The following is a 14519-nucleotide window of genomic DNA, read 5'->3' on the forward strand; positions in this document are numbered from 1 at the left end:
GCGGCCCGTGTTCCAGCGTATTCTGGTGGTGTGTACCGGCAATATCTGCCGGAGTCCCGTGGCCGAGGCCATGCTGCGCCGCGCCCTGCCCGGCAAGCAGATCGCCTCGGCGGGGCTCGGCGCCCTGGTCGGCCAGGGTGTCGAGCCCTGCGCCCGAGAGCTCGCCGAGGCGGAAGGGCTCGATGTCTCCGGCCACCAGGCCCGCCAGCTCACCACCGAGATGCTCGTCAACCACGACCTGATCCTGGTGATGAGCAGCGGCCAACGCCGCGCCGTCGGCGAACTCGCCCCCGAAGCCCTCGGCAAGACCATGCCGCTTGGCAAATGGCTCGATGGCGGCAAGGGACTCGATATCCCCGATCCCTACCGCAAGAGCCGGGAAGCGTTCGAGCATGTTCATCAATTGTTGGCTGAGGCTACCGCCGGGTGGGTTGCCCGCCTGTAGAAGGCCGGCTCCGCAGGCCTCCCTTGGCAGCCAAGCGCCACGCTGCACGGAACGACGAAGGGCAGCAGTTTTTTGTAGGAGGCCGGCTCCGCCGGGCGAATGGAGGCCGAAGGCCTCCCCTTATATGGAAGCACCAGCCGGCTCGGCGCCTGGCAGCCTAGCGGCTCAATAACCACGGAACACTCTCATCCATGACCAACACGCAAAACTCCGGTACGCACCCGGCCCCGGCCGATGACGAAATCGATCTGGCCCGGCTGTTCGGCCTGCTGCTCGACCACAAGTGGCTGATCTTCGCCATCACCTTCCTGTTCGCCGTGGGCGGGGTGGTCTATGCCCTGCTGCAGACCCCGGTCTACCGCGGCGATGCGCTGGTGCAGGTGGAGCGGCGCTCGACCGTCAGCCCGCTGGGAGATCTCTCCGAGGTGTTCGGCCAGGAGGGCGAATCCTCCACCGCCGCCGAGGTGCAGATTCTGCAGTCGCGCATGGTGCTGGGCCAGGTGGTCGACCGGGTTGGCCTGGATACCGTGGTGCGCCCGAACCTGCTGCCGGTGGTGGGTGACTTCCTGGTGCGCCGTGGCATCGAGCGACCGGCATTCATGGCCGGCAAGCCCTGGGTGTGGGCGGGAGAGACCCTGACCCTGGGACGCCTGGAGGTCGCCGACTCGCTGCGCGGCATGCCGCTGATCGCCACCGCCGGGGAGGCGGGGGAGTACCAGCTGCGCCTGGGCGGCGAGATGCCGCGCGAGCTGGGGCAAGGGCGAGTAGGGGAGCTTGCGAGCTTCGAGGGTGGCGATATCCAGGTGCGCATCGCCGACCTGCAGGCGCCTCCCGGCGCCGAATTTACCCTGGTCAAGCGCTCACGCCCCGGGGCCATCAATAGCCTCGGTACACGGCTCAGCGTCAACGAGCTGGGCGCCGGCGGGCGCGGTGCCAGCACCGGCATGCTGCGGCTGACCCTGACCGGCCCCGATCGCAGCGAGATTCGTCACTCACTGGATGCCGTGGCCGAGACCTTCCTCACCCAGAACGTCGAGCGGCAATCCGCCGAGGCGGAGCAGAGCCTGGCCTTCCTCGAGAAGCAGGCCCCGGAGCTTCGCGACAAGCTCTCCGCCGCCGAAAACCGCCTCAACGAGTATCGCGTGGAGCAGGACAGCGTCGATCTCAGCTCCGAGGCGCAGTCCGTGATCCAGCGCTTTATCGAACTCGACAGCCGCCTCAGCGAGCTGGAGTTCCAGGAGGCCGAGCTGGCCGAGCGCTTCACCCCCAGCCACCCCAACTACCAGGCGCTGCTGCGCCAGAAGCGTCAGCTGCAGCAGCAGCGGGCCGAGCTGGAGGAGCGCGTCAACGAACTGCCCGCCGCCCAGCAGGAGGTGGTGCGCCGTACCCGCGATGTGGAGGTCACCCAGGCTATCTATGTCAACGTGCTCAACAAGATGCAGGAGCTGCAGATCGCTCGGGCCGGCACCGTGGGCAACGTGCGCATCATCGACGAGGCACTGGTCGGTCCCTATCCCATCGCACCGCGCAAGCCGCTGATCGTGATCATCGCCACCCTGCTGGGCGGCATGCTGGGGGTGGGCATCGTGCTGCTGCGTGGCCTGCTCAACCGCGGCGTGGAGTCACCCGAGCAGATCGAAAGCGCCGGGCTGCCGGTGTATGCCACCGTGCCGCTCTCCGACGAGCAGCGCAAGCTGGTGCGGCGGGTCAAGCACCGCCGCGATAAACACGCCCGGGAGATCGTCAGCGGCGTGCTCGCCGACCGCGCCCCGGCCGACACCTCCATCGAGGCCCTGCGCAGCCTGCGCACCAGCCTGCACTTCGCCATGCTCGAGGCCAGCGACAACCGCCTGATGATCTCTGGCCCCAGCCCCGGCATCGGCAAGAGCTTTATCTCCATCAACCTGGGGGCCGTCTGTGCCCAGGCTGGCCAGCGAGTGCTGATCGTCGATGCCGACATGCGCAAGGGGCATATCCATAACGCCTTCAAGGGCCGTAGCCAGGAGGGGCTCTCCGACCTGCTGAGCGATCGCAAGGGCCTGCTCGAGGTCATTCGCCCCAGCGGCATCGAAGGGCTGGACTACGTGGCACGCGGCGAATCCCCGCCCAACCCCTCGGAGCTGTTGATGACCTCGCGCTTCACCACCTTCCTCGAGGAGGTCGGCCAGCGCTACGATCTGGTGATCATCGACACCCCGCCGGTACTCGCCGTGACCGATGCCGCGGTCGTCGGCGCCCAGTGCGGCACCACCCTGATGCTCGCCCGCTTCCAGACCAACCCGATCCGCGAACTGCAGATCGCCACCCGCCGCCTGGAAACCGCCGGCGTCACGGTCAAGGGCGCCATCCTCAACGCCATGGAGCGCAAGGCCGCCACCAGCTACGGGTATGGGTATTACAACTACTCGTATAAGTGATGAGGGACGAGGGGGAAGGTTCGAGGGGCGAGGTTCGAGGGACGAGGGGTAAGGTTCGAGGGACGAGGGTTAAGGTACGAATTGTAGGAGGGAGCGGTCCGCCGCAGCGGCTTCGCCTCGCGACTGGCGCCGCCAGGCGCCCTGGTTTTCACCCCTCGAACCTCGCCCCTAAAAGCAGTACCACCAATTTCATCCTTGCCTCACAGATACAAAATGTCACATTAGTAGGGCTAGCCGCACTTCCGCGGCGTTGATGACACCGTGAGGCCCCATGTTTGCCAATCTCCGCGCCCTGATAGGCTTGCTGACCCGTGAGCAGCGCCGGCGCCTGCTGCAGTTGCAGGGGCTGGTCGTGCTGATGGCCTTCGCCGAGGTGGGTGGGGTGCTCGCCATCGGCCCCTTCATGGCCCTGGTGGGCGACATGAGCCGGCTGCAGGGCGATGGTGTGCTCGCAGAGCTCTATGCGGCGAGTGGCATCAGTGAGCCGCGGGATTTCCTGTTCTGGATGGGGGTAGGGGTGCTGGTGGCGCTGGCGCTCTCCGCGGTGATCTCGGTGCTCGCCATCTGGCGGCTCACCCTCTACGGCCAGCAGCTCGGTGCCGAGCTCAGCATACGGCTCTATCGCCACTATATGGCCCAGCCCTGGCTGTTCCATGCCGGGGGCAGCAGCACTCGCCTGGTCAGCAATATCGCCCAGGAGACCCAGCGCATCACCGATACGCTGATCTCGCCGCTGATGCGCATGAACGCCAAGGCGGCCACCGCCACCTGCATGGTGGCCGCCCTGGTGCTGTTCAACCCGCTGGTGGCGCTGATCGGCCTGGCGGTGTTCGCGGTCTGTTTCGTGGGGCTCTATGGCGCGGTGCGAGCCCGCCTGGCCGCCAATGGCCGTGCCGTCTCGCGCAGCCAGGTGGCGCGCTACCAGCTGATGGCGGAGGGCTTCGGCGGCATCAAGGACACCCTGCTGCTGGGGCGCCAGGCGATGTTCAACCAGCGCTTCGAAGCGGCCAGCCGGCGCTACGGCCGTGCTCAGGGGGTCACCAAGGCGCTCGCCCAGGTGCCCCGTTACCTGGTCGAGCTGGTCGCCTTCGGCACCGTGATCTTCCTGGTGCTCTACCTGCTTGCCGCCCATGAAGGCAATCTCGGCACCATCCTGCCGCTGCTTTCGGTCTACGCCCTGGCCGGCTTCAAGCTGCTGCCGGCATTTCAGCAGATCTACGCCAGCGTGGCGCTGATGCGCGGCAATATCTCGGCCTTCGAAACCGTGCAGCAGGACCTCAAGGCGAGCCGCGGCCAGGAGCAGCCGAGCACCAGAACAGCGCCTGGTGGCGAGCAGAGCTCGACGGCTCAAGCACCCGCCAAGCTGGTGCCCCAGGAAGCGGTAGCGCTAAGCAATGTGACCTTTCACTACCCCGGCAAGGAGCAGCCGGCGCTGGACAGTGTCTCGCTGACGATCCCGGCCCAGCAGGTGATCGGGCTGGTGGGCCCCTCCGGCTCCGGTAAGTCCACCGCCATCGACCTGCTGCTGGGGCTGGTCGACCCCCAGCAGGGCGAACTTCGGGTCGATGGTCAGCCGTTGGCGGGGCCACGCAAGCGCGCCTGGCAGAACGCGGTGGGCTTCGTGCCCCAGGCGATCTTCCTGGCCGATGCCAGCATCCGCGAGAACATCGCCTTCGGCCTGCCGAGTGATGAGATCGACGAAGAGCGGGTGCGCCGCGCCGCCCATATGGCCCATCTCGATGAACTGCTCGAGCAGCTGCCCGCAGGCCTCGATACCCGGGTCGGCGAGCGCGGCATCCAGCTCTCCGGCGGCCAGCGCCAGCGCATCGGCATCGCCCGGGCGCTCTACGACGACGCCGACGTGCTGATCCTCGACGAGGCCACCAGCGCCCTGGATGGCATTACCGAGCGCCAGGTGATGCAGGCGATCCACGACTTCGCCGGCAGCAAGACCATCATCATGATCGCCCACCGGCTCAGCACGGTACGCCGCTGCGACAGGATCTACCTGATGCAGCAGGGGCGAGTGGTCGACCAGGGGCGTTACGACGAGCTGGTCGAGCGCAACGCCACCTTCCAGCGCATGGCGGCGCACTCATGAGGGCATCGTCATGATCAAGCAACTCGCCAAGCAAATGCTCCAACGCAGTGGCTATGCCCTGGTACGCACGCCGCCGCTGCCCCGCGGCGCCCCGCGTGCCACCCAGGGCCTGCAGGTGGAGATGATCGCGCCCTCCGGCGCCGGCAAGACCACCCTCTACCGCCAACTGACGTTCAGTGGCGAGTGGATGTGTGGCGAGCATATTCAGATCGGCCGCGACGCCTTTCCGGAACTGCCCGAAGGCGATGAGGGTGAGCTCTACGCGAAACTGCTGTTCGGCTGCCTTCGCGGGCTGGAGGCGCTGCCGCTATCTTCCGGCCACAAGCTGCGCCTGATGGATTACGCCACCACCACGTTGCGCCATGATATCGCCTGGCGCCAACGCCACTATCCGCGCGGCATGATCAGCGAAGAGGGCATCTGCCATAACTTCGCCGCCCCGCTGGCGGCACTGGCGGGCGAGACGCCTGAACCGCCGGGTCTCGCAGAACTGCTGGCCGGCCGCGCCCTGATACGCCTCGAGATCAGCGCCGAGCGTGTGATGACCCATCTGGCCAGCCGCCACCGCGAACGCCCCGGCGGCGGCAACGACTGGCTCGGCCATCTCGGCGAAGAAGCGGCCCTGGCGCATATCGAACAGGAACTGGCCTGGGGCCTCGCCATCCAGCGGCTCTTCGCGCGCCACGCGCGGCCGGTGCTTACGCTCAAGGCAGAAGACGACCTGGCGACCCAGCAGGCTCGCATCAACGCCTTCCTCGCCAGCCTGGTCCCGAACGCACACGCCAGCACCAACGACACACCGGCGCCAGTACGTGCAACTGGCACAAGCAGCACACCATAGCTTCGAACCTCGAACCTCGAACCTCGAACCTCGAACCTCGAACCTCGAACCTCGAACCTCGAACCTCGCACCTCGCACCTCACGGAAGACCATGAAACTCCTTATCACCGGCGGCGCGGGCTTTATCGGCTCGGCCGTGATTCGTCATATCATTCAGAACACCGCCGATAGCGTGGTCAACGTCGACAAGCTGACCTACGCCGGCAACCTGGAATCGCTAGCCGAAGTAGACAGCAGCGACCGCTACGCCTTCGAGCAGGTGGATATCTGCGACAAGGCGGAACTCGAGCGTGTCTTTAAAGAGCACCGGCCCGACGCCGTGATGCACCTGGCCGCCGAGAGCCATGTGGATCGCTCCATCGACGGCCCGGCCGCGTTTATAGAGACCAATATCGTCGGCACCTATACGCTGCTTGAAGTCGCCCGCGCCTACTGGAACGGCCTGGATGCCGAGCGTCGCGACGCCTTCCGTTTTCACCACATCTCCACCGACGAGGTATATGGCGACCTGGAAGGGCCGGAAGGCCTGTTCACCGAGCAGACCTCCTATGCGCCTAGCTCCCCGTATTCGGCCAGCAAGGCCAGCTCGGATCATCTGGTACGCGCCTGGCAGCGCACCTATGGCATGCCTACGTTGATCACCAACTGCTCCAACAACTACGGGCCCTATCACTTCCCCGAGAAGCTGACCCCCCTGGTGATCCTCAATGCCCTGGAAGGCAAGCCGCTGCCGATCTACGGCAAGGGGGAGCAGGTTCGTGACTGGCTCTATGTGGAAGACCACGCCAGGGCGCTCTACCAGGTGGTAACGAAAGGCGAGGTAGGGGAGACCTACAACATCGGCGGTCACAACGAGAAGCAGAATATCGAGGTGGTGCACACCATCTGCTCGCTGCTCGACGAGCTGGCGCCGTCGCCGCATTCACCCTATGCCAACTTGATCACCCACGTGGAAGATCGCCCAGGCCACGATCTGCGCTACGCCATCGACGCCGGAAAGATCGAGCGCGAGCTCGGCTGGCGGCCGGAAGAGACCTTCGAGAGCGGCATCCGCAAGACGGTGCAGTGGTACCTCGATAACCTCGAATGGTGCCGGCGCGTGCAGGATGGCAGCTACCAGCGTGAAAGGTTAGGCACCACGCCCAACCTGTAGGAGGCCGGCTTTGCCGGGCGAACCATCGCGAAGCGATGGCCCAGCATTGTGGGAGGCCGGCTCTGCCGGGCGAACCCATCGCGAAGCGATGGCCCAGCATTGTGGGAGGCCGGCTCTGCCGGGCGAACCCATCGCGAAGCGATGGCCAGGATTGGATGCGATACTTCATGTCAAACGCAACGCCACGCATATTGTTACTGGGCAAGAATGGCCAGGTCGGCTGGGAACTTCAGCGTTCTCTGGCACCGCTGGGTGAACTCATTTCCCTCGATCGCCATGGCCAAGATGACCTCGTCGGTGATCTCACTAACCTCGAGGGGCTTCGGCGCACCGTCCGCGACCTCAAGCCGGATGTGATCGTCAATGCCGCTGCCTATACCGCCGTGGATCGAGCCGAGGAGCAGCGCGACCTGGCGACTCGGATCAATGCCGAGGCGCCGGCCTTGCTGGCGGAGGAGGCGAGGGCGCTGAATGGCCTGCTGGTCCACTACTCCACCGATTATGTGTTCGATGGTTCTGGCGATGCCCCCTGGCAGGAAACCGACACTCCCGGTCCGGTGAACCACTACGGCGCCAGCAAGCTCGCCGGCGAGCGCCACATCCAGGCCAGCGGCTGCCGGCATCTCATCTTCCGCACCAGCTGGGTCTATGCCGCCCGCGGCGGTAATTTCCTCGCCACCATGGCCCGGCTGATGCGAGAACGCGATACGCTACAGGTGATCGATGACCAGATAGGCGCGCCCACCGGCGCGGAACTGATCGCCGATGCCACCGCTCACGCCATCCCTCAGGCTCTGAACAACAGCGATAAAGTGGGCCTCTATCATCTGGTGGCTGGCGGTGAAACCAGCTGGCACGGCTTTGCCACCTTTATCGCTGAATGCCTGCAAGGGCAGGGCATCGCGATTCAGGCGACCCCGGAACGCATCGCTCCGATCCCCACCAGTGAATGGCCCACACCGGCAGCTCGCCCGCTGAACTCCCGGCTCGATACCACCAAACTCGAGCGCACCTTCGAGCTGACGATGCCTTCCTGGCAGCAGGGCGCCGCCCGGGTACTGGCAGAGTGTGAGGGGTGAGGAGTTAGCGCCAGGTGACAGTTGAAATTATTGAGGTGATGCGCCGCTCCACCCAAGGCATGACGCGGCCCTACCTCTGTCGTGGAGAGGACGGTCATGTCTACTTCGTAAAAGGCCTTGGCGCGGGACGCCGCAGCCAGCTGTGCGAGTGGATCGCTGGCTCGCTGGCGCTGGAAACCGGCCTCCCGGTGGCGCCTTTCGAGATCGTGCATGTCCCCGAAGAGTTGATGGAGTTCGATTCTGGCCTTGATCTCGAGGACCTTGGAGCCGGCCCTGCCTTTGGCTCACGCGAATGCGGAGTATCGGAGCTGAGCTTCAGTCGCGTGGATGAGGTGCCGAATAAGCTCCAGCAGCAAGTGCTGGCCTTCGACTGGTGGATTCGCAACGCAGACCGCATACTGACAGCCAAGGGCGGCAACCCGAACCTGTTGTGGGATGAGGGTGCCGGTGAGCTGGTGGTGATCGACCATAACCAGGCATTCGATCCGGACTTTGATTCGGTCGATTTTCTGGCCCACCATGTATTCTGTGTTCAGACGGCGACTATTCAGCAGGACCTGCTGCGCCGGCACGAGCTGGCCGATGCCATGATCGCTGCGCTGCAGCGCTGGGATAGTATCCTCGAGCAGGTGCCGGAGGAGTGGTGGTACCTGGATAAAGAGATGATTACCAGAGTTAATTTTGATGTGGACAGGGTTCGCGAAGGGCTTGACCAGGTGAATCGCGACGACTTTTGGAGGTGGCCATGAAGCGCATAGCGTGCCAGTACGCGATCGTACGTTTCATGCCCTACGTGGAAACCGGCGAATTCGCCAATGTCGGCGTAGTGATGATCTCCCCCCGCTACCGCTATTTCGGCTTCAGGCTCGAAACCCGGCGTTATGCTCGTTTGACCCAGTTCTTCAAGGACCTGGAAGGGAGGCTGTACCGCTCCGCCATCTATGCCATCAAGGAAGAGCTGGAGCGTGTTCATGCACTGCTCAAGGAAAATGGCTTCGATCGGCGCTACAAGCACAACGATGAAGCCTTCGCCAAGCAGCTTTTCACGGAGCTCACCCGCCCCCGGGAAACCATGTTGCGCTTCAGCGAGCCGCGAGTAGTGCTGGCAGAAAAGCCCGAAGAAAGGCTCGATGAGCTGTTTGGCCACTATGTCGAGCATAGCTTCGCGACCAAGCGTTATCGCGAAACCGTGATGGAAAGTCAACTTCGTCGGCTGCTCATGCAGGCCAGTGTCGGCGAGCGCTTCTCCCCCGAGAAACTGGGTGATGAGGAATATCACGTCAATTTCCCCTTCGTGGAGAAGCAACAGGATCAGGTGCTGCGCGCCATCAAGCCGCTCAATCTAGGCCAGCAAGACTCCAGCCTCATCGTCGAGCATGGTGGCAAGTGGCAGTTCCGCATCAACGAACTGAAACGCCGCCGCCAACTTCCCCGGCGTGTGCTTTTTGCCGTCGAAGGGCCTGATGACGATAGCCGACGTGGTGAGGCCTACCACCATGCCGTAGCGCTGCTTCAGGAGACCGGGGTCAGCGTACTGCCGCTGGCAAAGAAGGAAGCCTTGCTCGAATTCGTCGGGACACAGTAAGGCTTTGACGCCACCCTCCAGTCTCACATCACCGCATACTTCTTGAGGCGCTGCCTCAGACGGAAGCGCATTTTGCCTGCGTGATCCATCGCGACAGCGATGATGGCGCCGCAGGCAACTCGGCGAAGCATCCACTATTTCAGCGCTTCCCCTGTAGGTGGCCGGTACTGCCGGGCGACACCACCGCGAAGCAGTGGCCAGTTTCAAAACAGAAAGGAATTCTTATGGCACGCAAGGGCATAATACTGGCCGGTGGCTCCGGGACTCGCCTCTATCCCATCACCAAGGGCATCTCCAAGCAGCTGCTGCCGATCTATGACAAGCCGATGGTCTACTATCCGCTATCGGTGCTGATGCTGGCGGGCATTCAGGAAATACTCGTCATCACCACCCCCGAAGACCGGGACGGCTTCGAACGCCTGCTGGGCGACGGCAGTCAGTTCGGCATCTCGCTGAGCTACGCCGTGCAGCCGAGCCCCGACGGCCTGGCCCAAGCCTTTATCATCGGCGAACAGTTTATCGGCGATGATCCAGTGTGCCTGGTGCTGGGTGACAATATTTATCACGGTCAGGGGCTCTCCAAGCTACTGCAGGCAGCCAGCGCCCGCCAAAGCGGCGCGACTGTTTTCGGCTACCAGGTCACCGACCCCGAGCGATTCGGCGTGGTAGCGTTCGACGAGAACCAGCGTGCCGTCTCCATCGAGGAGAAGCCTGAGAAGCCCAAGTCGCGCTACGCCGTGACCGGCCTCTATTTCTACGACAACGACGTGGTGGAGATCGCCAAGGCGGTGAAGCCCTCGCACCGTGGTGAGTTGGAGATTACCAGCGTCAACCAGGCCTACCTGGAGCGTGGCGACCTCAACGTCGAGCTGCTGGGTCGCGGTTACGCCTGGCTGGACACCGGCACCTTCGATTCCCTGCATGAGGCCTCGGGCTTTATCGAGACCCTGGAGAAGCGCCAGGGGCTCAAGGTGGCGTGCCTGGAAGAGGTGGCCTACCGCATGGGCTATATCACCCGCGAGGCGCTGCTGGCCCAGGCCGACGAGCTGAAGAAGAACAGCTACGGGGCTTATCTGAAGCAGCTCGCCGGGCAGGAGGACTAAGCCGATATGGAAGTGATCGCTACCCGCATCCCCGACGTCAAGTTGATCAAGCCCAAGGTGTTCGGCGACGAGCGGGGCTTCTTTATGGAGACCTGGAACGCCCGGGCCTTCGCGGAGGCTGGCATCGACGCTACCTTCGTACAGGCCAATCACAGCCGCTCGGTGCAGCACACCCTGAGAGGCCTGCATTACCAGATCCGCCACCCCCAGGGGAAGCTGGTACGCGTCACACGCGGCGAGGTGTTCGACGTGGCGGTGGACCTGCGCAAATGTTCGCCTACCTTCGGCCAGTGGGTGGGGGAGGTGCTCTCCGAAGAGAACCAGCATCAGCTGTGGGTACCGCCCGGTTTTGCCCACGGCTTCTATGTGATGAGTGAGAGTGCCGACTTTCAATACAAGTGCACCGATTTCTACGCGCCCGAGCATGAGCGATGCATTCGCTGGGATGATGCTGAATTAGCAATAAGCTGGCAGCTGATTAATGGAAAGAATCCTATTGTTTCAAATAAAGATTCGACAGCCCAAGGGTTTTTAGATGCTGAATATTTTACTTTTTGATCTTTTGTTTTTTCGGCATTCTAAACGGAGATGGTTTCAATGAGCTGTTATATTCATCCTCTTTCTGATGTTGCTAGCAAAAATATTGGAAGAAATAGTCGTGTTTGGCAGTATGTCGTGGTTCTTGCTGGGGCTAAGATAGGCTGTGATGTAAATATTTGTTCTCACTGCCTCGTCGAAGATGATGTCGTAATCGGCGATCGGGTAACAGTGAAAAGCGGTGTTCAGCTTTGGGATGGGCTGCGAATTCATAATGATGTGTTTATAGGCCCAAATGCAACATTTACAAATGACCGTTTGCCACGCAGCAAGCAATATCCCGAGAAGTTTTTACATACGGTCCTTGAGGATGGTTCATCCGTGGGTGCGGGCGCCGTAATATTGCCAGGCATTACTATTGGGGCCAATTCTATGGTTGCAGCGGGCGCAGTAGTGACTCGCTCTGTACCCCCTAATGCTATAGTGGCAGGCAACCCTGCCAGGATTATGGGTTACGTTGATGCAGGCCATAGTCAAAATGCCATTACCGAAGTAGTGGGTGAGCATCCAGGTTTTGATGTTAAGAAAACCAAAGTTATGGGTGTTAATTTGCACCAGCTTGATCGCTTTACTGACATTCGTGGAAGCTTAACTGTTGGCGAGTTTGAGCGTTCAGTTCCATTTTCTATAAAACGCTACTTCATGGTGTTTGACGTACCTAGCATGGAGACTAGAGGCGAGCATGCACATCATAGGTGTCATCAGTTCCTTATTTGCGTGCGAGGAAGCTGTTCAGTTGTTGCCGATGATGGGGTTAATCGTCAAGAGTTCGTGTTAGATCGGCCTGATGTCGGTATGCATTTGCCGCCCATGGTTTGGGGTATTCAATATAAATACTCAGCAGATGCTTTGCTTCTAGTGTTTGCATCAGAGTACTATGATTCTGAAGACTACATTCGAAGTTATGCAGAGTTTCAGAAGTTGGCTGGAGTAGTCGCATGATTCCCTTTCTTAACCTCCAGGCAGCTTACTTAGAACTAAAGCAGCCGATCGATGAAGCAATTTCGCGTGTGCTCTCTAGCGGCTGGTACGTGCTCGGTCCAGAGGTCGAAGCCTTCGAGGCCGAATTTGCCGACTACTGCGGCGTTAGGCACTGCGTTGGCGTGGCTAACGGCCTGGATGCGTTGACGCTGGCGCTGCGCGCTCTGGAGGTAGGCCCGGGTGACGAAGTGATTGTCCCTTCGAACACCTATATTGCGACCTGGCTGGCGGTATCCGCCGTGGGTGCCTCCCCGGTCCCCGTGGAGCCGGATCCCGCCACCCATAATATCGATCCGACCCGTATTGAAGCAGCGATCACCTCGCGTACTAAGGTGCTACTACCAGTGCATCTCTATGGCCAGCCGGCCGATCTTGATCCCATCCTCGGCCTGGCAACACGCCATGGCTTGCGGGTAGTGGAAGATGCCGCCCAGGCCCATGGCGCCCGCTATAAGGGGCGAAAGATCGGTGGCCATGGGGATATCGTCTGCTGGAGCTTCTACCCAGGCAAGAACCTGGGGGCCATGGGCGATGCCGGAGCCATCACCACTCAGAATTTTGAGTTGGCCGAGCGGGTGGCCATGTTGCGCAACTATGGCTCGCGGGAGAAGTATGTCAACGAAGTGCAAGGGGTCAATTCGCGCCTCGATCCACTTCAAGCCGCGGTGCTACGCGTCAAGCTGCAAGTGCTGGATGAGTGGACCGAGCGCCGCCGCGCCATCGCCGGCGTGTATTCCGAAGCCCTGGTTGGCACCAAATTGATACTCCCCCATGTACCCGAGTGGGCAGACCCGGCCTGGCATCTCTATGTGGTGCGCAGTCAGCGGCGCGATGCGCTCCAGGCCGCTCTTAAGGAAGCCGGCGTCGGCACGCTGATTCACTATCCGATACCGCCGCATAGGCAGGGGGCTTATGCGGCGGCGGGATTTACCGCGGATGCATTTCCGCTGGCGTCGCGGTTCGCAGATGAGGTGCTGAGTCTGCCGATCGGGCCGCATTTATCCGCCACGTCAATCGAACCGATATTGCGGGATTTGATATGAGTGAGATTCAGGCTGAATTGCCACCGCTGGAAGAACGGCCACTGTTGACATTCGCACTGTTTGCTTACAACCAAGAAGAATACATCCGAGAGGCGGTGGAGGGGGCTTTCGCTCAGACGTATGAACCTTTGGAGGTAATTCTTTCGGATGACTGTTCGACGGATCGAACATTCAAGATTATGGAAGAGATGGCGGCAGAGTATACAGGAAATAAAAAAATCATTCTTAACCGAAATGAGCATAATTTAGGCATATACCCTCATGTCCAAAAGGTTCACGAAATGTCAAGCGGTGAAATCGTTGTTAATGCAGCCGGAGATGACGTTTCTTTACCAACAAGAGCTGAAGTGATTTTTAAATCTTTTGGCGGTTCTGATCAAAATATTTTTATGGTGATTTCAAATGCTATGAAAATAACGTTGGAAGGAAGAGGTATTGGACTTTTGAATGAGGGGGCTGATAAGGAAGTGCTCTGTAGTTCGAGATCTCCTTTAAATATTAATCTCCCAGGGGTAAATGGCTGCACTGTTGCAATACATAGAAAATTAATCGGATCGTTTCCGGCGGGTAATTCAAAAATTCTTGCAGAAGATGTTCTCCTCTTGCGGCGCGCGCTTATGTTAGGGTCGGTTAAATATACTCCCGACGTGTTAGTGCGATATAGGATTGGATTGGGCGTAAGTCATAAACACCCGTCTCTAAAGGTTAGAGCGAGAAACTATGTGAGGAATGTTGAGGATCAGGTTCTGAGGTTTGAGCAGCTTGTAGACGATATGGAATTTATTGGTTACCCACCTAGCAAAGAGGTTATCGCCTCTTTAAGTGATGGCTTAGTTAAGCTTAATTTAAAAAGAGATTTTTTTAACGAAGGAAGGTTTATTTCGTTTTTTGCTCTTTTTAAATTTGTTTCTTTGAAAGAGTGGGTTTGTGTGCTTTATGTTTATTTGTTAAGTAGGCGATGAATAATCCATCAGACCCCCCCGCTTAGGCGATGCTAAGTGCACCCAGTCTCATCTGGAGCGCATTCAAGATGCTCGTGAAACTTTCTTCTTCTCCTGAACAAAGACTAAAACAACGCCAAGTAAAAAATCCGAATATTACCTTATTAGAAGCTAAAATATACACATATACAGGTGTGATGAAATCAAGCTCTTGTTCCCCCTCCCGCCAACCT

General features: G+C 60.5%; 13 protein-coding genes. All 13 read left to right on the forward strand.

What is annotated here, in order from left to right:
• Positions 1-7: 7 nt before the first annotated feature.
• The 13 genes from GRB80_RS01720 to GRB80_RS01780 all read left to right on the forward strand — a co-directional run bounded on the left by GRB80_RS01720 (position 8) and on the right by GRB80_RS01780 (position 14307).
• Positions 8-445, forward strand: coding sequence for a low molecular weight protein-tyrosine-phosphatase (locus GRB80_RS01720; protein WP_161422330.1), 438 nt, complete (start codon positions 8-10; stop codon positions 443-445).
• Positions 446-636: 191 nt separating this feature from the next.
• Positions 637-2862 (forward strand): polysaccharide biosynthesis tyrosine autokinase, encoded by a 2226-nt coding sequence (locus GRB80_RS01725; protein WP_161422331.1) that lies wholly within the window; start codon positions 637-639, stop codon positions 2860-2862.
• A 271-nt stretch (positions 2863-3133) separates the two neighbouring features.
• Complete coding sequence (locus GRB80_RS01730) at positions 3134-4963, forward strand: ABC transporter ATP-binding protein (RefSeq protein ID WP_161422332.1); 1830 nt, start codon at positions 3134-3136, stop codon at positions 4961-4963.
• A 10-nt stretch (positions 4964-4973) separates the two neighbouring features.
• Complete coding sequence (locus tag GRB80_RS01735; protein WP_161422333.1) at positions 4974-5804, forward strand: hypothetical protein; 831 nt, start codon at positions 4974-4976, stop codon at positions 5802-5804.
• A 91-nt stretch (positions 5805-5895) separates the two neighbouring features.
• The gene (gene rfbB, locus GRB80_RS01740) at positions 5896-6957 is read left to right on the forward strand and encodes a dTDP-glucose 4,6-dehydratase (RefSeq protein WP_161422334.1); all 1062 of its coding nucleotides are present in this window, start codon (positions 5896-5898) and stop codon (positions 6955-6957) included.
• Positions 6958-7112: 155 nt separating this feature from the next.
• Entirely contained in the window at positions 7113-8036 is a 924-nt protein-coding gene (gene rfbD, locus GRB80_RS01745; RefSeq protein WP_161422335.1) for a dTDP-4-dehydrorhamnose reductase, read from the forward strand.
• 14 nt (positions 8037-8050) lie between these two features.
• The gene (locus tag GRB80_RS01750) at positions 8051-8785 is read left to right on the forward strand and encodes a HipA family kinase (RefSeq protein ID WP_202597146.1); all 735 of its coding nucleotides are present in this window, start codon (positions 8051-8053) and stop codon (positions 8783-8785) included.
• Complete coding sequence (locus GRB80_RS01755; protein ID WP_161422336.1) at positions 8782-9621, forward strand: DUF3037 domain-containing protein; 840 nt, start codon at positions 8782-8784, stop codon at positions 9619-9621. The genes GRB80_RS01750 and GRB80_RS01755 overlap by 4 nt, the downstream gene beginning before the upstream one ends.
• Before the next feature lie 224 nt (positions 9622-9845).
• Positions 9846-10724, forward strand: a complete 879-nt coding sequence (rfbA, locus tag GRB80_RS01760; protein WP_161422337.1) for a glucose-1-phosphate thymidylyltransferase RfbA — start codon at positions 9846-9848, stop codon at positions 10722-10724.
• A 6-nt stretch (positions 10725-10730) separates the two neighbouring features.
• Positions 10731-11282, forward strand: a complete 552-nt coding sequence (gene rfbC / locus GRB80_RS01765; protein WP_161422338.1) for a dTDP-4-dehydrorhamnose 3,5-epimerase — start codon at positions 10731-10733, stop codon at positions 11280-11282.
• Positions 11283-11321: 39 nt separating this feature from the next.
• Positions 11322-12263, forward strand: a complete 942-nt coding sequence (locus GRB80_RS16440; protein WP_202597147.1) for a WxcM-like domain-containing protein — start codon at positions 11322-11324, stop codon at positions 12261-12263.
• Positions 12260-13345 carry a DegT/DnrJ/EryC1/StrS family aminotransferase gene (locus GRB80_RS01775; RefSeq protein ID WP_161422340.1) on the forward strand — a complete coding sequence of 362 codons (1086 nt, stop codon included), beginning with the start codon at positions 12260-12262 and terminating at the stop codon, positions 13343-13345. Before GRB80_RS16440 ends, GRB80_RS01775 begins: the two co-directional genes overlap by 4 nt.
• Positions 13342-14307 carry a glycosyltransferase gene (locus tag GRB80_RS01780; protein ID WP_161422341.1) on the forward strand — a complete coding sequence of 322 codons (966 nt, stop codon included), beginning with the start codon at positions 13342-13344 and terminating at the stop codon, positions 14305-14307. Before GRB80_RS01775 ends, GRB80_RS01780 begins: the two co-directional genes overlap by 4 nt.
• Positions 14308-14519: the final 212 nt, after the last annotated feature.

This window comes from Halomonas icarae (assembly GCF_009901955.1).
Taxonomy (GTDB): domain Bacteria; phylum Pseudomonadota; class Gammaproteobacteria; order Pseudomonadales; family Halomonadaceae; genus Halomonas; species Halomonas icarae.